We start from the raw sequence: 19,209 nt of genomic DNA, 5'->3' as shown, positions 1-19,209 counted from the left end.
ATCCTGGACGGTGTTTCGACTGGTTGCCGTCAGAGAGCGAATACCGATGTCTGCGTTCCCGAATCGCGAGAAAAAAGCGCGGACGCTGGGTCACAGCGTTCCGCGCTACAAGGTACTACAAGGAGCCGGTTATCGGACGAGGAAGCCGTAGGTCAGCGGGTCACGCTCGTCCACAATCCAGGTTGCGAAACCGCAAACATATGCGTTGCCTTGGACCTCAGGGATGACGGCCTTGAAGTCGCCGACCGTCGTCTCGCTCAGCACACGTCCTTTAAAGACAGTGCCGATGATGGACTCATTCACAAGGGTCTCGTCTTTGCCCAGTTCACCGCGCAGATACAACTGAGCGACGCGTCCACCCGTACCGGAGCCAGTCGGTGAGCGGTCCACTTCACGGTCCGCGAACACGCAGCAGTTGGCTTGTGTCGAGCCTTCGTGCCGAGGTGCGTTGGCAATGATAGTCCCGTAAATGTGATTGATTTCCGGGATGTCAGGATGCTCAACCGGATAAGCCTTGTTTGCAGCTTCCTTAACCTCGGCGCCGAACCGAATGAGTTCTTCGACAGACGACTCGCGAACTTCGAGGTCATGCGGTTGACCGTCGGTGTAGAAGTAGAAGGCGCCTCCGAAAGCGATGTCGCCCTTCACCGTGCCAAAGGACGGCGTCTCGACAGTCACGTCTCGTTTCCAGATGAACGACGGGACGTTCACGAAGCGAACGTTGCCGGCGTGTTCACCGTCCCATTGCACAAACGCCTCGATGAAGCCACATGGAGCGTCGATGCCGATGCGCGTCTCAGGAATCTTGCGCTGAACCCAGCCTAATTCGACAGCCGCGGTAGACAGCGCGATAACCCCGTGTCCGCAGTGGTCGCTGTAACCCTCGTTGTGGAGGAAGATGATTCCGAAGTCGGCCGTGGGGCTTATCGGTTCTGTCAGATACCCACCGTACATGTCGGCATGACCGCGCGGTTCGAACATCAATGCAGTCCGAATCTCATCCGCGTTTTCCTTCAGCCATGTTCGACGCTTCACGATGGTGTCACCGGGGAGGCGAGGAAGTCCGCTCGTAACAATACGGAACGCCTCGCCGCCGGTATGAACTTCAACTGTCGAAATAGTGCGAGTGATTTTCATGTGTGCTTCGTGGTTACTCTATTGACGTCACTGACCGTACGGTACCGGCAGGCCGTTCTTGATGATGTAGACGGTTGTCGGTGCACCCTTCAGGTCGCCGTTTTCATCGAAGGTATAAGTGCCGGCGACGCCCTTATAGTCGGTCTTCGCCAGTTGAGCCGTGAGCTTCGCCTTGTCGGTCGTGGTTCCAGCTTTGACCATCGCATCGGCCAGCAGCTTCACGCCGTCGTAGTAGCTAACCCCGTACACTTGCGTGTCCGTGTTGTACGCGGCCTTGTACTTCTTCAGGAACTCGCGGCCGGCTGGCGTCTTGTCGAGCGAAATACCACCCTGTGCGCAATACACGATAGACGCCGCTTCGCCCGCCACCTTACCCATGTCAGCCGAGCAGATGCCGTCACCACCAAGCAGCTTGGCTCGCAGTCCGCGTGCGCGCATCTGCTTGGCCATGGGAGCACCTTGAGCTGCGTATCCGCCGAAGAAGATGACATCCGGATTCTTGGACTTGATGCTGGTGAGAATGCCCAGGAAGTCGGTCGCCGACGAGTTCGTGAATTGCTGGTCGACGATTTGGATTCCGTTTGCTTTTGCCTCTTTCACGAACTGCTCGGCCACCCCTTGCCCATAGGCCGTGCGGTCGTCGATAACCGCGGCGGTCTTGGCCTTCAACGTCTTGGCAGCAAACTGGCCCATCGTCCCGCCCAACTGCTCGTCACTCGCACCAACACGGAAGATGTTCTTGAAGCCTTGCTTCGTCAGCGCCGGGTTCGAGGCAACCGGCAGCATCGGTACCCCGCCGGTGTTGTACACGCGGGATGCCGGAATGGCCACACCCGAGTTGTACGGGCCCATGACAGCAATCACGCGGCTGTCGACCAGTTTCTGCGCGACCTGAACACCCACCTTCGGGTCTGCCTGGTCATCTTGCGAGTCCAGTTTAAACGTCACTTTCTGGCCGCCCACCGTAATGCCGGCCTTGTTCAGTTCATCGATGGCCAGACGCGCGCCGTTCTCGTTGTCTTTCCCGTTCGGTGCCTGCGGACCCGTGAGCGGAGCCGAGTGACCGATGGTGACGACCGTTTGCGCATTGGCTGACAGGGAGAAGCCGGCGGCCGTTAAGACGGCCATTGTTGTTACGAGACGGCGCATGAAGACTCCAGATAATTGGAACAGTGAGCGACCAGATTACCGGTGATTTGGTTCAGATACAACCTATTTCAAGAAGGAAAACCCTTATTCTGGTTGATGCGCAACCAATTAAGCGCATTGGAGTGCCACGAAATCGCGCCACCGGGCGATTTGCCGGACGACGACGCTCCACCTAGTGGTTTTCCCGGAATTGTGGTTCATTTATATACCACATGCTCGAAGCAGGCTTGAATGAACTCGCTTTCTGGCCTAGTATCCGTTCCACATTGCAGGTGCAACCGAGGTTGTACCGCCATTTCTGGTAATACGTGTTACCACTGTGCGAGCCCAAGACGCATACCTTGTCCACGCGCGTGATTTCCTGAGGACATGATGAAGTGGCATTTTTTCGGCATTGTCGCCATCGCGTTAGGTCTTGCGAGCACTGTCTCCGTGACCGCAACGGCGGATGAACTTTCGGACGTGAAAGCGAAAGGAACGATGAGTTGTGGCGTTCTCGGTTCGTTCGAGCCTTTTGGCTTTGTTGGGAAGGACCGTCAGCTGCAAGGGTACGACGTTGATATGTGCAACGCGCTTGCGAAGCGGCTTGGCGTTACGGCTGAAGTTCGCCCTGTGGCGATTGAAGCCCGAATTCCCGAGCTCCAGGCCGGCCGCATTGACATCATGGCCGCGGGCCTCGCCTACACGGCACAGCGTGCTACGCAGGTGGATTTTTCGGACGGCTACTACGTGAGCCCGCACATCCTCGCCGTGCGCGTCGACCATGGTATCAACAACGTGTCCGACCTGAACGGAAGGCGAATCGCCTTCACAAAAGGCGGCATCGCCGAGAACTACGTCAAGAAAGAGGTCCCAGGCGCCATCCTTGTCGGTCTCGAGGACACGCCGACGGCCTTCACGTCGATGGCGCAGGGCAAGAGCGATGCCATCAGCGTCTCAGAGGAGGTTGCAAGCCGCCTCGTAAACAAACTTGGCCCAGCAGCCACTCAGTTCAAGATTTTGGAGCCTCCCATCGGGAGTGAAATCTGGGGCTTCGGTGTCAGGAAAGGAGAAGAGCCATTCCTGAAATCGGTCAACAGCGCACTCCAGGTTATCGAGCGGTCTGGCGAGGCACAGCAAATCTTCGACAAATGGCTCGGACCAAACACGCTTTACAAGATGAAGCGTGAATTCCGGATTTCGCCGATTCCCAGAGCAGCGACTGTCACGCCAAGCAAGGCTGCTCAGAAGGCCGCTGTACCGACCGGCTGGAGGGGGCACCTCTCAATTCTGACGCCGCAGAACATCAAGCTGTTGGCAAGCGGTATTGCAGCGACGGTCATCCTCTCCATGGGCAGTTGGCTTCTTGCGTTCATCTTCGGAACAATCCTTGCCGTTGTCCGAATGACGAGAATCCGTTTTTTCGAGTGGTTGGTCATCGCATTCGTCGAATACCAACGGTGCGTGCCGCCACTGGTTCACATTTTTCTCTGGTACTTCGGCGTGTCCAATTTGCTGCCGGTCAGCTTGCAGCAGGTGGCGAATGCACATCATGGAGAGATGTACTTCGCCGCGGTAGCCATCGGCCTCTATTACGCTGCTTACGTGTCGGAGGACATTCGGAGCGGTCTTCGCAGCGTCTCGTACGGTCAGCATGAAGCGGCCCGCGCGGTTGGCTTCAACTACCTGAGCGCGATGCGTTACATCATCATGCCGCAGGCCCTGAGAAACGCGATACCGCCGATGGTCAGTGGCAGTGTCCTTTTGATGAAGACAACGAGCCTCGCGATGGTTGTGGGAGCAGTGGAGCTCACGTACGCAACCAAAGAGATTGCGAACAGCACCTTCAAAGCATTCGACATCTACGGTCTCAGCACGGCTGTTTATGTTGGTATCGCCTTGGCGTTGATGTGGGCGGGAGCCGCACTTGCGCGCCGATTCCATATCCCTTCGAGGTAAGCCATGTTTGAAATTATCCGAGACAACTGGCTGTTGATTCTGATTGGCTCATATCCGAGCGGCCCTCTCGGCGGCGTGGCCGCAACGCTGATTCTTTCTGTAATCGGTATTGGTCTTGCCTTTCCGCTGAGCATCCTGCTTGCGCTCGCGCAACTGAGTCCCTTCGACTGGATTCGTCGCCCTGCTATTGCCATCAAGTACCTCGTTCGAAGCATCCCGCTGGTGATGCTCATCTTCGGCGCTTACTTCGTGATTCCGGTTCTGGTCGGACATCAGGTCACCGGGTTCACTACGATGGTCTGGACGCTCGTCATCTTCGAAGCGGTTTATCTCGCGGAAATCGTGAGAGCCGGCATCGACGCTTTGCCGAAGGGGCAGACAGAGGCGGCAGCCGCGCTGGGCATGAGCTACTGGATGCGAGTTCGGGTCGTGATTCTTCCGCAAGCCCTCTACAACATGCTGCCGAGCATGGTGGGACAGTTCGTGACTGCAATCAAAGATACATCGCTTGGCTATGTCATCGGTGTGCAGGAACTGACGTATGCCGCCAACCAGGTGAACAACAACACGCTCACCAAGCCGTTCGAGGTCTTCTTCCTGCTGTCGCTCGTGTACTTCGTCATCTGCTTCGCGTTCACCCAGCTTGCGCGACATCTCGAAGCGCAAGTGTCGAAGAAGCGCACTGCGGCACGGACTGACATCGTGCTGGAAGCAGAAGGCGTAACGCCTGTCGTGTCCTCTTTATCGCGTTGACATCGTTGGAGTCGTGAGATGATTACTTTCAAGAACGTTGAGAAGTGGTACGGAAACTATCACGCGCTTCAGAATGTCAGTGCCACCGTCAAGCGCGGAGAGGTCGTGGTCGTCTGCGGCCCGTCCGGTTCCGGTAAGTCGACGCTCATTCGCACAGTGAACCGCCTCGAGGAAATCAATGGTGGAACCATCGAGGTTGATGGCCAGGACATTCACGCGAAGAGTCTTGACATCAACGCTTTCCGGAGCCGTGTCGGCTTCGTGTTTCAGCAGTTCAACCTCTTCCCGCATCTGTCAGTGCTCGACAACATCATCGCAGCGCCGACCCGAGTCGCGAAGGTTCCGAAGGACGAGGCGATTTCTCTTGCCCATGAACTTCTGAACAAGGTTGGCCTTAGCCACAAGGCGACGGCTTACCCTGGACAACTTTCGGGCGGACAACAGCAGCGAGTGGCCATTGCCCGTGCGCTGGCGATGAAGCCGCCGGTTATGCTGTTTGACGAGCCGACCAGCGCGCTTGACCCCGAGATGGTTGGTGAGGTGCTTTCGGTCATGAAGTCCCTGGCGAAAGAAGGGATGACGATGGTATGTGTCACGCATGAAATGAAGTTCGCTCGCGACGTATCGGACACCATCTGGTTCATGGACAAAGGCACGTTGCTTGAAACCGGCGCGCCCGACGAATTCTTCAATTCGCCCAAGCACCCGCGCGCGCAGTCGTTCCTCTCGGAAATCGCGACTGCCTGAGGTCAGTTTCTGAGACGCGCGGCGACGGCCGGCACACCGCTGAACTGCAATGAAAATCTCGAAGGTATCTGTTCTGGAATTCAGCCGGGAACTGGACGGAACGGCGTGGAACCCAGCATTTCGATGGCGCGAGAGACGCGCGCCGCTAGTCCTGGTCGAGCTTGATGACGGTGTTGTTGGCATCGGCGAGGGATGGTCGAAATACACGGACTGCGAGTCCGTCCTGACCATGCTTGCGGACAAGGTCGGACCTGCGCTGATTGGAAAGACGTTCGGCTCGGCGAGCGAAGCCTACGCTTACCTGTGCACATCTTTCTCGGCGTTGGAGCCAGCGTGGGCGCGGGCTGCGGCCATCAGCGCCGTAGACATTGCCCTGTGGGATGCAGCTGCCAAAGGAGAAGGTATTCCTCTCTGGAAAATGCTAGGCGGCACCGATGCATCAGCGCCGGTGTACGCGAGCGGTGGCTTGTATCGCGATGGACAGGATTCGGATGCCCTCAAGTCGGAATTTCAACGCTACGTTGACAGCGGATTCATTTCGTTCAAGATGAAAATCGCCGGGATACCTCTCGCGGCGGACATGGAGCGAGTGGGTGCAGTTCGCACTGCCATTGGCGATGAGGCACGTTTATGGATTGATGGTGTGAATCAATTGACATCTGACTCCGCAGGTCAATGGTTCGCCGCGCTGGATAGATTCAATCCAGAAGCCATCCAATCGCCGGTTGCGTTTGATGACGTCGTGCTGATGCAGCGTATCAATCGTGAATTCCTACCGGTTATCGCCGCCGAGGCAGAGTATCGCCACGACGCATTTCTTCGACTCGTGGACGCGAAGGCTATCTCACATATGCAATATTGCCTGCCGCTGTGCGGCGGCGTTACAGGCGCTCTCGCCCTCGATGAGATGGCAGCTCGTGCCGGCGTCTCCTCTACACCTCAGTGCTTCTCAACGTCCGTTGCTCAAGCAGCGACGCTTCACTTCGCAGCAGCACGCGCCAACGTCGTCTCAGCCGAATATCACTGCTTCCATGACCACCTGGCGTTCCTTTATCAGGATGGCGCAGGTACAGTAAGCGAAGGCACGGCCTGCGCTGGGAGAGGACCTGGTTTGGGAGTGATGCTCCCGGAAATCGGCACCCAGCCGGACGGTAGCAAGGTCTCTATTGTCCGCGAGTTGCGATAACCGGCGGCTGTATCGCCGGCCACCCGCCAAGACCGAACGAAAAGCCATAATCAAGCGCGCAGACTCATTCGAGCCTGCGCTTTTTCTTTGAGGTCTCTGTGCACAGCCGTCGATGTCGAGCATTCAACTTCGACGGCTGCCGGAAAACAGGTTACGCGAGCGTCATAAGATTGGCGTTTCCGCCAGCAGCAGTTGTGTTGACGCTGACGGTCCGCTCGACCAGAAGCTGGTCGACGGCATACTCGAATTCGTTGCCGCGCATCTGACGCGGTCGGGCTTGCACCGTAGCAATGGCACCGCGTTGCTGTGCCAACAGCTTCGTCAACGAAAGCAGACCCGTTTCATCTCCATCGTAGAGAACCGCGTCCGGGTGGGAGGAGGCGACGTCAACCAAGGCGACGTGCTGACGAAGCGCCTGCGGCAGCTCCTGATAGACCTGCTCTGCAACGGCTCCGGAGAGTTCTACGGAATTGCCGGTAGCGAGCGCGGCGAGAAGTTGCGCGTGCGCGCCGTCGACGGAGTTGGCCACACACAGCACCGTCCCACGAGGCGCCAGCGAGTAGGTGTTTCGCTCGCCGGTAGGCCCTGGCAGAGCGGCAGTAACGCCAACGACAGGGTTCTGAATGTACTGTGTGCAACGCGATGCCAAATGCTCGTCGCCCACGCTATTGAAGTATTCACGCAGCCGCTCAAGCGTATACGTCGGATTCGCGGCAGCGGTGACAGCCGTCGTGGGCGTGAAGCTCAGAGATTTCGGCAGACTCGCCGGACGTTTTCCGAGGAGGCGGCGCAGATACAGCGCGCCCCCGGCCTTCGGTCCCGTACCCGAGAGCCCCTCGCCACCGAACGGCTGGACACCGACCACTGCGCCGACGATGTTTCGATTCACGTACACGTTTCCGACGTGGGCGTGCTCCAGAACAAATCCGATAGTCTCGTCAATACGGGTGTGAACGCCGAGCGTAAGTCCGTACCCTGTGTTCCTGATTTCGCCCATGAGCTTCTGTAGCTCGGTGCGTTTGAAGCGCAGAACGTGGAGCACCGGGCCGAACACTTCGCGCTTGAGCTCATCCAGAGAGTTGATTTCGATAAGCGTTGGCGGCACGAACGTGCCCTTGGCGCAACCGTCCGGCAGTGGCAACTGAGTGACCCGGTGGCCGGACGCACGCATTGAAGCGATGTGCGCCTCCAGTCCTTGTCGTGCCTCGGCGTCAATCACCGGTCCGACATTGACCGACAGCCGGTCCGGATTGCCGACGACGAGTTCGCGCATCGAGCCGAGAAGCATCTCAAGCGTGCGGTCGGCGACTTCTTCCTGGATGCTGAGCACTCGCAAAGCAGAGCAACGTTGGCCAGCAGAATCGAAAGCCGATTGAAGAACGTCCACCACGACCTGTTCGGCAAGCGCCGACGAATCGACAATCATCGCATTCTGACCACCAGTTTCGGCAATCAGCGGAATCGGCCGACCGGCCTCGTCAAGCCGTGTCGCTAAAGTCTGGTTGATGATGTGCGCAACTTCGGTAGAACCGGTAAACATGACCGCGCGGACGCGCGAATCGGCAACCAGTTTTGCTCCAACCTTCGCACCGTCGCCAGGAAGAAGCTGAACAACACCTGCCGGTACGCCGGCCTCCCGGAGGATGCGTACCGCCTGAGCCGCGATTAACGGTGTCTGTTCAGCCGGTTTCGCAATGACGGTGTTGCCAGCAGCCAAGGCTGCCACCACCTGACCCGTGAAAATCGCCAACGGGAAATTCCAGGGGCTGATGCACACCACAGGGCCCAGCGGCTCTTGGGACTGTTCGTCGAATTCAGCGATGCGAGCGGCGTAGTACCGAAGGAAGTCCACTGCCTCGCGAATTTCTGAGATGGCGTTGGGAAGCGATTTTCCTGCTTCGCGGATGACCAGACCCATCAGGGTCGGCATCTCCGCCTCCAGCTGGTCAGCGGCTCGCGTCAGACAGCCGGCGCGATGCGCGACGCTTGTTTCAGACCAGTCGTGATAGGCACTCGCTGCACTGGAAAGCGCAAGCTCCACGTCGTCAGGCGTCGCATCGGCAACAGTGCCGATAATGTCGTCGCGATTTGCAGGGTTATGAACCGGTGCGCCGGCACGCTGCACCGCGGGTTCGGTTCCGAGCATCGGGGCTGCCGTCCACGTCCTCTGCGTGCTGGACGTCAGCGATTCTCCTAGGGCTTGCAGGGTCCGTTCGTTCGAAAGGTCGATGCCTTCCGAGTTCGGGCGTTCCGTGCCATAGAGGTCTCGCGGAAGCGGAATTTTTGCGTGCGGAGCGCCAAGCGGCGACAGTTGTTCGGCTTCGCGGATTGGGTCAGCAATCAAATCGGCGACGGCGACGCTCTTATCGGCAATGCGATTTACGAACGAGGTGTTCGCCCCGTTCTCGAGAAGTCGGCGAACCAGGTACGCGAGCAGGGTTTCGTGCGTGCCGACCGGAGCGTAGATGCGGCATGGCCGATTCAGCTGACTGCGTCCAACGACCTCTTGAAACAGAGGCTCGCCCATTCCGTGGAGGCATTGGAACTCGTACTGCCCCGGGTAATAGTTCGGTCCCGCGAGGTTATAGATTGCCGCCAGCGTGTAGGCGTTGTGCGTAGCAAATTGCGGATAGACGGCGTCCGCTGCTGCAAGCAGCTTTTTCGCGCAAGCGAGGTAAGAGATGTCCGTGTAGATTTTGCGCGTGTAGACCGGATAGCCGTCGAGGCCCTCAAGCTGCGCACGCTTGATTTCAGTATCCCAGTAAGCGCCTTTGACCAGGCGGACCATGATTCGATGGCCGCTACGGCGTGCAAGGTCAAGAACGAAGTCGATGACGAACGGGCAGCGCTTCTGATATGCCTGGATGACGAACCCGATACCGTTCCAACCCTGCAGGTCTTTGTCGAAGCAAAGCGCCTCAAGAAGGTCAAGGGAGATTTCGAGCCGGTCGGCTTCCTCCGCGTCGATATTCAGGCCAATGTCATAGCGTCGCGCGAGAAGCGCCAGCGCGCGAACGCGCGGCAACAACTCTTCGACCATCCGGCTGTGCTGAGAGCGCGAATACCGCGGGTGCAGCGCCGAGAGCTTGATGGAGATTCCCGGACCTTCGTAGATACCGCGCCCAGCCGATGCTTTCCCGATGGCATGAATCGCCTTCTCATACGACTCGTAATAGCGCTTCGCGTCCTCGGCTGTGGTCGCGGCTTCGCCAAGCATGTCATAGGAGTAGCGAAATCCCTGTGCTTCCAGCTTCCGGCTGTTCGCGAGCGCCTTTTCGATGGTTTCGCCGGTGACGAATTGCTCGCCCATCAGCCGCATCGCCATATCGACGCCTTTGCGAATCAATGGCTCGCCGCCGCGACCAATGATGCGCGTCAGGGCCGACGCCAGCGTTGCCTCGCTGCTCGTGGCAACCAGCTTGCCTGTGATGAGCAGCCCCCAAGTGGCCGCGTTCACGAAAATCGAGGGCGCTTGTCCAAGGTGAGTCCGCCAGTTGCCGCGGCTAATCTTGTCGCGGATGAGCGCGTCGCGCGTGGCCCGGTCAGGTATGCGCAGCAGCGCCTCGGCGAGGCACATCAACGCGACACCTTCCTGGCTCGACAGCGAGAACTCCTGGATGAGTCCTTCCACGCCGGAGCCGGTGTTCTTCCGGCGCAGCGCTTCCACGAGTCTGGCTGCCAGTTGTTCCGTGGCTTTCGCGATGGGCGGGCTAAGCCGAGCCTGGTCAAGGATTCGAGGCACGCATTCGGTTTCAGGTTCTCGGTAGGCGGCGGTAATCAGTTCGCGCAGGCGTGACTGTGGTACCAATTCAGCGGTGAACTGACTGAACGGCTCAGTTGCGGGCTGGCGGGATGAAGTCTGCTGTGAATTTGCGGGGGGAGTCGACATGGCGAATCACTCTTTTCCAAACGAACATGGCGATAAGCCGGGGTTCGGTTCATCGCGGCAAACCTGGAGATAGGTCTAACAAAGCAGCCATTACGCCAACCTTCGTACGACCACTCTCCGACGCGTCTCCTCAGCGTCGCCCGATTTTGGTGCTTCCACGCGAGAGGACTTGAGGTGCTGCTGAAACGGTGCTCCCTCGGAGGGAGGCGAGCACCGTCCCACTGACGATTAGCGCAAGGCGTTGCGAGCGACCCGGCATGCCGCCAGGTCCCACGCTGCGCATCCAACGCTCTTAAAAAGAATAGGCTTCGTAGCCCGGAAGTCACCTGCGAGAGCCGTTGCCAGCGGCGAAACGGCGTTCCAGTCAACGTTTGCCTGGATGAGGTCCCCCGCTTCGTGCTTTGCGCCGACCGGGTCGTCCACCACCAGCGCACTACCGTCAACGGTTTGCCTGGAAATCTCTGCCGCGTCGGGTGTAAAAGCGCCGACGCCGACCACAAGGCGCCCCGGGCGGGCAGCTTCTGTGTACACCGGCGTCTTGCTGGTCGTCAGGGTGATGACTACGTCCGCGGTTTCGGGAATCGCATCGTCAACAAGTGCGGTGAGATTCGGCGCCACCGCCAGGTTGCGTGCAACGAAGTCGTCTGCATCAGCCTTCGAAAGGCCCTTTGCGCGCAGCTGCGCTGCCGGAAAGATGGCTGCCAGTGCTTCCGCATGATTTGAAGCCTGCTTGCCGGTACCGATGATGACGATTTCCCGCGGCGGTTCGCGGTGCAGAGTCTGGATTCCCAGTGCGGTCACCGCAGCAGTGCGGCGCCCCGTCACGGTAGGTCCGTCAAGGACGAAGAGCATCTCGCCCGTCAACGCGTCGCAGGCGATGACCTGACCGTGAATGGTCGGCAACTGGCGCGCGGCGTTGGAGGGGCAGACGTTAACCAGCTTATGAATCGCGATGTCTTCTGCGCTCGCCGGCATCGACAACATCAAGCCACCTTCCTGCATTGGGATTGCTAGACGCTCGGGACTCGTTCACCTTTCCGTCGTTGTATCCGACGATAGTCTCGGCGAGAGTGCGGACGAGGAGCCGGTAGTCCAGCAGCGAGGCAGTCGTGGCCGCGTCGAAATTTCGGATGTCACGTGACGTCATTTGGAAGCCTTTGGTTTGGGGTTTTCAGAAAGCCGACGCATTCGGCCTGCTGTTTTTCCGGAATCTGGCCTCAATGAAGCCAATTCCAGGATTGGCAAGTTGTGGGACGAATCTATACCACTATGGCCTCTGCTGCAAGCCAATTTAGACAGATATGCATCACATGTGGATGATATAGGACCAATAAGCATGCTTTATGCCGCAATCATGTAAATAATTGGTCTGGATGTTAGATGGCTGTGTGAGCTGTCTCAGCGGGAGGGCACACATGCGTCGCGCCAGAAAGTTGCCGGGAGTGGTATATTAAGGAACCACATGACCGCACTCTGGGAATCCACGATGGCATCCGCCCGCTTCGAACTTGAAGGCAACTTTCGACCATTGCAGATTTACGAGCAGGTTTCGGAAAAGATTCGGGGCGAAATCCGAAGCGGCCGATTCTTGCCCGATGCTCGGCTGCCATCGGAGCGCGAGCTAGCCACGCTCTTTGGTGTTGGGCGGCCGGCTGTACGCGAAGCAATCGGAGCACTGCAGAACGAAGGTCTTGTTGTAACCAGGCGCAACTCCGGCACTTACGTTGCCCCAGCAGCCAACGAGATTCTCGCGACGGCACCGAGCGCAAACGCCGTGACCGGCGAATTGACGTCGGACTTCAGTCCCTCGGCGACGCTCGACGTGCGCTTGATTCTTGAGCCCGCAATTGCGCGGCGTGCGGCAGCACACAAGCAGCGGGACCGACTCGCCGAGCACTATCTTGACCAGATGGAGACGTTGACTGACGTGGCGACGCCAGAGGAGCGAGCATTGTGGAACAACAGTGACAGGCTCTTCCATCGTCAGCTAGCTGTGATGACTGGTGACGCGTTGCTAGCCAAAATCGCAGAAGAGATTGCGTCCACCATGGACCAGTCGCTTTGGAAGCGGCTCAAGGACGATGGAATTTACGACCCATCCCGTATTCGACTCTATGTCGCCGAGCACCGACTGATTTATGAGGCCATTGTCTGCGGAGACGCGGATGCCGCGGCGTTCTACGTTGAGCAGCATATCCACCGAGTGAAGCGAGACATCACGCCTCAGTAAGGAGGGCGTGGTCGCCGAAGGTCATTCCGGACGCTGGCGCTCGCATCACCGCGGGCTGCTGCGCGTTCCAAAGGCAACCGACCTGCCTTACCTCACCGACGTTCGAAGCGGCAGGTCTACGAAGCTTCCAGCTATGCCAGCGTGGACCGAGAAGACCGGTGGTCGACCATAGGGCATAGGCACAAAGTGCCCAGCGTCGGCGCCAGAAATCGAAAAACGCAGCTTGCTACCTTTTTTCAGAGTCCAGGCTACCGGCAGCAACGGAATAATGAACTCATTCAGCGCGTCGGCCTTTACATGCGCTGCATCAGCGCGGTGGTATGAGCGAAAGGGCCAAGCCGTCACGTAATCCGATGGCGCGTCAGTCGTCTTCCGATGAATCGCGCGGAGCATCCCTTCCGTCATGTAGAAGACGTTTCCTTCCACGTCGACTTCAGACAGATAGACAAATATTGACGCATCGCCTTGGTCAATCGACATACGAAGGGTCGCTACTGCATGTCCTTCAACCGAAGCGGGTTCGGTCAACGGTGCAGTCTCATAGTGCAGCATCGACATGGAACAATCAGCCCAGTCGGGGTAATAGTCGACGATGCCAGATGCACCAAGTCGTTCATAACGGGTTTGCTTACCGCTTGTCGTCTCGAAATCGACCTTGAAGACATCTACGTGATGTTCACCTGGCGCTTCGGTAAGAAGATTTCCAGCGGAAAGATTCAAACGGGTCTTCTTCGAGAGGGGAGGCCAAGCTGTCGAAGACTGCCACTCTTCGGCGTGAACGTTGTAGAAGTGAATCGGCGTCTCGTCTGAAAGACCCACATCTTGGCCCATCAGATGGGTGTCAAAGAACCGGAGTAGCTCAGCGAGAAGATTGAACTGGGGCGCTTCCTGTTCACGCCACGGCGAGACGTTTGTGCGCGCTCCATGGTCCCATGCGCCAAGGAGCAAACGGTCTTTCGGGTTTGCGCGGGTCAGGAACCGCGTGATGGCTCCATTGGCGTACCCGGCGCCGTCGAACCAGCCGGAGACCGAGTAGATTGGGACATCGTCCGAAATCTGGCCGAGGTAGTGATAGGGGCTGCAAACGGCCAGTTTGAACTCGGGGTTGTGAAGCATCCCCTCGTCTCTGAACGCAAATTCGGGAGCCGCCTCCGCCAGAGAGAAGTTGCTGCGATGCTCACGGATTGCTGCAGCAAGCAAACTGCCGTCGACGTCCTCGTCCACAGGATGCGGTCCCTGAAGTCCTGGGTCCTCGTAGTACGAGAACCGGCTGAGGAGGTCGCGGCGGTCGTGGTCCATCGCCACCATGAGGTCGGAATATGCCTGCGTCCAAACCTTTGAAAGAAGGCCACCAGGATACAGCTGTTCACTGTAGATATCCGACACGCCGAAGAGCGGCGCGATTGCTTTGACAGCCGGGTGCCCGGTACTGGCGAGAAAGCACGCGGCTGCGCCAACATACGATATGCCCGTCGAGCCGATAACGCCGTTCGACCACGGTTGCTCGATGGTCCATTGCGCAACTTCCCTGTAGTCATCGCGCTCTGTTGGAGACCGGAGGGCATCACGTGTTCCGAAGCTTGCTCCTGTACCGCGAACATCGACAACCACAACTACGTACCCGCGAACGACAAAGAAGTCCCGATAGCGGGCTGCTGCCGGCGCTGCTTCAGCAACGTTTCCGTCCGTATGGAAGCGCCTGTAATACGGCGTGAAGATGAGCAGCGTCGGAAACTGTTGCGCCTGTTGATGACCTTGGGGAATATAGATGTCTGCGGCTAGGCGGCAACCATCACGCATCGTTATGTATTGCGAATCGGGGACCGCTGGAAGTTGGAACTCCGCGGGCCTGGAGGAAACGTACTGGCTCGGCGGAATTTTCCACGCCGAGTTCTTATCGTCACGGTCAGACATGATGATTCCCTTACTGAGATTTCAATGTGCGAGATTTGACAGGTCCATCGCAGAGGAAGGCTGGCACCGCTGCCTGAGCCAGGCAGCGGACAATCGGGATATGTTCGTCCCGGTAATAGTCTTCTGTGTTGAGAAGATTGACTGTTGCCAATATCCTTCCCATCCAAATCACTGGAACGTTCAATATGCTTGAGCAACCCGTTGCGAGAATCGTCTCCGCGTCGGGAAAATTGGCAACAATGTCTGCTCGATTGCGTCCGATGAAGGGTTGCCCGGACGCGAGCACTTTTTGGAGTCGAGGAGCCGAATCAATACGTTTGGTGCCACCTGCAGCGTATGAATCGCTCACGTTGCTATATGCACGCTCGACAACTCCTTTGTCAGCGTGGACAGCCAGCACTGTAAGCAATTTCCGGCCAACGACCCCTGCAATTGCACTATCCAGCGCTACTAAGGTCGACAGGGGTTGCTCAGTTAGTCCGTGAGCTTCTGTGATGGAACGCAGCCCGTCGACCAGTTTTTCACAGGACGTCATGCGTCACCCCGCGAGGGAACCGGCACGGCGCCGGGACGAGCAGGCTGGTTATCTGATGTCGCAATGTCTTCCAATGCGAGACCGCGAGTCGGAATACCGAAGATGAGAACGACGGCTGCGCCTGCGAGCAGGATGCAAGTTGTGACTCCAAACACTCCGGCAAACCCCAACGTCGGGTAGATGACACCGACGAGGATTGGCGCAATGACCGCGCCGATTCGGCCGAAGGACGATGACGTACCGACGCCAGTAGCGCGAAGGTGCGTCGGGAAGATTTCCGGCGTGTAGGCATAGACGCCACCGAACGTGCCGTTCATGAAGAATGAGAGGCAGATACCTGCGACAGCGATTTGCCACGTTGCGTCCGAGAAAGCCATCCCAACGGCTGACAGTCCACCCAAAACCATGTAAGTCGCAATTGTTGCCTGGCGGCCAAGGCGTTCGTTGAGGTAAGCCGCCGAGAGGTAACCTGGGATTTGCGCTGCGTACATCAATAAGGAGAATCCAAAGCTCTTCGTGATAGTCATGCCATGCTGAACGAGCAGACTAGGAATCCACGTGAAGAACGCGTAATAACTGAAGGCAATGGCGAACCACATCGTCCACGACATGGCCGTCGTTCTACGCAGCTTTCGCGACCAAATCGCGGCAAAGTTTCCGAAGAACGTGGACTGGTGGACCTGAGGATTCGCCCGCACAATCGTCTCGGTAACCGGCTCAAACGTCTGCCCTTCCTTGAGGACCTCGGCCTCGATTCGGTCCAGTGTCGCGTTGGCCACGGCGACCCGCCCGCGGCTTTCGAGCCATCGTGGGGATTCAGGCAGGGCACGCCGCCACCAGATGAGAATGAAGATGGGCAGCGACGTGACGACCACGACGTAGCGCCATCCGTCGTGAAAATGCGGAATTATCAGATTGCCCAGAACAGCCGACATCACATAGCCGAAGGCAAAGAACCCGGCCAACGCTCCAGTGAACGCCCCTCGGTACCTGCGTGCAACAAACTCGGACAGAAATGGCGCGACGATAGCGCTTTCTGCGCCGGCGCCGAAGCCCGCGAAGATTCGAATCGCGTAGAAGGCTTGCCAGTGGTCAACCTGAGAACTGATGACTGAGGCGATACAGAAAATCACCAGCGCCGTCATCATCACGAACCGACGTCCGAAACGGTCGCCGCACAGGCCAGCCAGCATGGCCCCGAAGAAGAATCCCGTATAGGTGCTGCTGGCGATGAGCCCCGTCTGAAAAGATGACAAGCCCCACGCTTTGGTAATTGCTGGCAAGACGAAGGCCATCGAAGACGAATCCATGGCATCGAAGGTGTAGCCAAGGCCGCCCATGAACAACAACTTTTTGTGAAAGCCACAGAACGGCAGCCGTTCGAGGCGCGCAGCAACGCTAGACATGCTGTGTCTCCAGCCTTCCGTTGCTTGCCAGAAGGCGTCCAGGTCGTTCTCATGAGGAGTCTTCCGCAGATGACCCCCGCCAGTGGTCCAGTTGGACCGCACACGAGCATTTAACGAGCGTGACTTTCATGCGTCAAATGCGAAAAATAATTCATAATGTGCGAAAAACGCATAAGGGGCGGCCATGCTGAACATTCGAGAACTTGAAGCTTTCAGGGCGTTTATTGAATGCGGGTCGGTCACACTGGCTGCCGACCGTCTCGGACGCACACAACCGCAGGTTGGCCGACTTCTTACGTCACTGGAGGACTCTGTCGGCTTTCGATTGTTCGACCGTGTCGGGAAGCGACTGCGCGCGACGCCAGAGGGCTGGCGCTTTTACGAAGAGGTCGACAGAGTAATTCGGGAACTAGAGCTACTCACCCGGTCTGCGAACCAAATCCGCACGGGTTCGTCGGACCACCTGAGAATACTCGTCGCGCCGCACGTCACCAACGCGTTGGTTTCACCGGCGCTAGTGGAAGTCCAACGCAGGCTGCCGACGTTCACCGCGGAAGTGGCGTCGCGAGTGCGTCTCGATATCGAGACCTGGATAACGCAAGAGCAGTTTGATGTCGGCCTGAGCATCTTGCCCATCGACAATCCGGCTATTGAGGTTGAGCCGTTTCTCAGGACGCGCGCGGTAATTGTCATGTCCGAGTTGCATCCGCTCGCGAAGCGAGACGTCGTTTCTCTCGCAGACATTCTCGACCTTCCACTGGTCGCGACCCACTCGCGCTCGTTGCTCCGTCAACATCTGGAGCGTCTTTTTCGTAACGAAAAGAAAAAGGCGAACATCCGCTACGAGGCTACGAACGGCCTTACCGCTTGCGAACTCGCCGCTCACGGATTAGGTGTCGCACTCGCTGACCCTATCGTGGCAATATCGACCGGTGCACCGAATCTGCGGGTTCGAGAGTTCGCCGAGGGGATGCCGATGGACTACGGATTCTTGTACCCCATCGGGAAGACTCGGTCGACAGCGGCCGGCGTTTTCGCGGACGCGGTTCGGGTGACACTTCAGGAGCGGTTAAAACAACTGGCTCTTCCGCAAAACGCCCTCGCACTCGTGTGATTGCGCCGGCACCTCATCTTTCCAACGTGCCGCCGGTAGCTGCCTCAGTGAGAAATATTGTGTCAACGGTCGCGGCTGAGCTTTAGCGAAGCTCGCGCAAATATGAGCCGAAATATCTTCGGAGCGACCAACGAGAAGCCTGCTGTCGACTTCGGTAAATCCGGCAGATGGGACACCTGTGAAGAAACTGGGTCACGAGAATTTCTGAATCGCAATGTTCTGCAACGTTGGGGACCGGACAATCGTCCCATTGAGGCGGCCTTTTCCCGACCCTAAGGTGTTAACGTGAAGCCGAACACTCTTCGAGCAGATGGGAGTCTCGAGCAATAACCGTTGGCATGAATTGCCGTAGAAACTCAATCCACGTTCGGATTCGTGCGTCGATGTACCTGCGCGAAGGATGAAGCGTGTAGATGTTCCGTGAGGCCTTCGAGCGCCGTATAAACCGGCACGCCCCCGATTCCCATGCTCGCACGTGCAGCCATGGCCACAGCCTCTGCCGTGTTCAGCTCCACGGGACCAGAAACTTTCATTGATTCGGGACGACCGTGACTCTCGAGCAGCCACTCGAATGCTGGAAAGGCTGGCGTCCGCAGGGGCAGGCACTCGTGATTCACCAGCTCGGCCGGCACCGACGGAGTTCCTTTCTCGCGCGCGTACTCCGGCGATGCACAAAGAATGCTGAACGAACTCCCGAGCAGGTGAGAGACAAGGTCCGAGTCCGGCAGCGCCGACGACATGGCTACGATAGCGACGTCCGTACCCCCTTCGAAGAGTTCTGGAACTCGTTGAGAAAGCGTCAGGTCGACCGAGACTTGAGGGTAGCTCGCACGGTACTCCTTTATTGCTGGCAGGATGTAGGACATGCCTACGCTGGCAAAGCTGTGGACGCGCAATTTCCCCATTGGTCGCGATTGGGCCTCACTTGCTTCCTCATCCGCGCGGACGACGTCTTCCAGAATCTGCCTGCATCTTTCAAGATAGATTTCACCGGCCTGCGTAAGCGCGACCTTGCGAGTCGAGCGGTTAAGAAGCCGTGTCTGCAATCGCTCTTCAAGGTCGGCGATGGCGCGCGACATTGCCCCCGGGCTGGAGTTCAGTGTGTTAGCCCGGGGGCAATGTCGCGCGCCATCGCCGACCTTGAAGAGCGATTGCAGACACGGCTTCTTAACCGCTCGACTCGCAAGGTCGCGCTTACGCAGGCCGGTGAA

At 58.1% G+C, this 19,209-nt stretch carries 11 protein-coding genes and 4 pseudogenes; 7 read left to right on the top strand and 8 right to left on the bottom strand.

Annotated features, from left to right (window positions below):
• Positions 1 to 129: 129 nt before the first annotated feature.
• Both lhpH and BN2476_RS10090 read right to left on the bottom strand, forming a co-directional pair.
• Complete coding sequence (lhpH, locus tag BN2476_RS10095; protein ID WP_087734019.1) at positions 130 to 1,137, bottom strand: trans-3-hydroxy-L-proline dehydratase; 1,008 nt, start codon at positions 1,135 to 1,137, stop codon at positions 130 to 132.
• A 27-nt stretch (positions 1,138 to 1,164) separates the two neighbouring features.
• On the bottom strand, positions 1,165 to 2,286 hold the full coding sequence (locus tag BN2476_RS10090; protein WP_087734018.1) for a branched-chain amino acid ABC transporter substrate-binding protein: 1,122 nt from the start codon (positions 2,284 to 2,286) through the stop codon (positions 1,165 to 1,167).
• Between the two features lie 372 nt (positions 2,287 to 2,658).
• Between BN2476_RS10090 and BN2476_RS48090 the strand changes: the two genes are divergently transcribed.
• From BN2476_RS48090 to BN2476_RS10070, 4 genes are read left to right on the top strand one after another with little or no spacing between them, the layout of a single operon-like run.
• Positions 2,659 to 4,224 carry an ABC transporter substrate-binding protein/permease gene (locus BN2476_RS48090; protein WP_235850784.1) on the top strand — a complete coding sequence of 522 codons (1,566 nt, stop codon included), beginning with the start codon at positions 2,659 to 2,661 and terminating at the stop codon, positions 4,222 to 4,224.
• Between the two features lie 3 nt (positions 4,225 to 4,227).
• Positions 4,228 to 4,977, top strand: coding sequence for an amino acid ABC transporter permease (locus BN2476_RS10080; protein ID WP_087734017.1), 750 nt, complete (start codon positions 4,228 to 4,230; stop codon positions 4,975 to 4,977).
• A gap of 18 nt (positions 4,978 to 4,995) precedes the next feature.
• Positions 4,996 to 5,724, top strand: a complete 729-nt coding sequence (locus BN2476_RS10075) for an amino acid ABC transporter ATP-binding protein (RefSeq protein ID WP_087734015.1) — start codon at positions 4,996 to 4,998, stop codon at positions 5,722 to 5,724.
• Between the two features lie 49 nt (positions 5,725 to 5,773).
• Positions 5,774 to 6,910 carry a mandelate racemase/muconate lactonizing enzyme family protein gene (locus BN2476_RS10070; protein WP_087734014.1) on the top strand — a complete coding sequence of 379 codons (1,137 nt, stop codon included), beginning with the start codon at positions 5,774 to 5,776 and terminating at the stop codon, positions 6,908 to 6,910.
• Between the two features lie 151 nt (positions 6,911 to 7,061).
• On the opposite strand, the pseudogene putA reads toward BN2476_RS10070, so the two are convergent.
• A pseudogene (gene putA / locus BN2476_RS10065) lies at positions 7,062 to 10,769 on the bottom strand (trifunctional transcriptional regulator/proline dehydrogenase/L-glutamate gamma-semialdehyde dehydrogenase); the annotation flags it as partial.
• A gap of 258 nt (positions 10,770 to 11,027) precedes the next feature.
• A pseudogene (gene lhpI / locus BN2476_RS10060) lies at positions 11,028 to 11,946 on the bottom strand (bifunctional Delta(1)-pyrroline-2-carboxylate/Delta(1)-piperideine-2-carboxylate reductase).
• A gap of 339 nt (positions 11,947 to 12,285) precedes the next feature.
• Between lhpI and BN2476_RS10055 the strand changes: the two are divergent.
• Positions 12,286 to 13,029: a FadR/GntR family transcriptional regulator gene (locus BN2476_RS10055; RefSeq protein ID WP_087734304.1), complete on the top strand. Its 744-nt coding sequence runs from the start codon at positions 12,286 to 12,288 to the stop codon at positions 13,027 to 13,029.
• An 87-nt stretch (positions 13,030 to 13,116) separates the two neighbouring features.
• On the opposite strand, the gene BN2476_RS10050 is transcribed toward BN2476_RS10055, so the two are convergent.
• Genes BN2476_RS10050 through BN2476_RS10045 form a run of 3 tightly spaced genes read right to left on the bottom strand, consistent with a single transcriptional unit; the run spans position 13,117 to position 16,884 of the window.
• Positions 13,117 to 14,943 carry a CocE/NonD family hydrolase gene (locus BN2476_RS10050; protein ID WP_087734011.1) on the bottom strand — a complete coding sequence of 609 codons (1,827 nt, stop codon included), beginning with the start codon at positions 14,941 to 14,943 and terminating at the stop codon, positions 13,117 to 13,119.
• Between the two features lie 10 nt (positions 14,944 to 14,953).
• Entirely contained in the window at positions 14,954 to 15,478 is a 525-nt protein-coding gene (locus BN2476_RS45425) for a GAF domain-containing protein (RefSeq protein WP_143810936.1), read from the bottom strand.
• A complete protein-coding gene (locus BN2476_RS10045) occupies positions 15,475 to 16,884 on the bottom strand; it encodes an MFS transporter (protein ID WP_087734303.1) in 1,410 nt (469 codons plus the stop codon). The genes BN2476_RS45425 and BN2476_RS10045 overlap by 4 nt, the downstream gene beginning before the upstream one ends.
• A gap of 184 nt (positions 16,885 to 17,068) precedes the next feature.
• Here BN2476_RS10045 and BN2476_RS10040 point away from each other — a divergent pair, with 184 nt between their 5' ends.
• Positions 17,069 to 17,998 carry a LysR family transcriptional regulator gene (locus BN2476_RS10040; RefSeq protein ID WP_087734010.1) on the top strand — a complete coding sequence of 310 codons (930 nt, stop codon included), beginning with the start codon at positions 17,069 to 17,071 and terminating at the stop codon, positions 17,996 to 17,998.
• Positions 17,999 to 18,278: 280 nt separating this feature from the next.
• On the opposite strand, the pseudogene BN2476_RS10035 reads toward BN2476_RS10040, so the two are convergent.
• A pseudogene (locus tag BN2476_RS10035) lies at positions 18,279 to 19,155 on the bottom strand (LysR family transcriptional regulator).
• On the opposite strand from BN2476_RS10035, the pseudogene BN2476_RS45420 reads away from it, so the two are divergent.
• Positions 19,111 to 19,209 (top strand): annotated as a pseudogene (locus tag BN2476_RS45420) (LysR family transcriptional regulator); the annotation flags it as partial. The pseudogenes BN2476_RS10035 and BN2476_RS45420 sit on opposite strands and share 45 nt — an antisense overlap.

The organism is Paraburkholderia piptadeniae (assembly GCF_900007165.1).
GTDB lineage: Bacteria > Pseudomonadota > Gammaproteobacteria > Burkholderiales > Burkholderiaceae > Paraburkholderia > Paraburkholderia piptadeniae.
The sequence above is the reverse complement of the archived record's forward strand: the minus strand, read 5'-3'. Positions and strand labels throughout refer to the sequence as shown.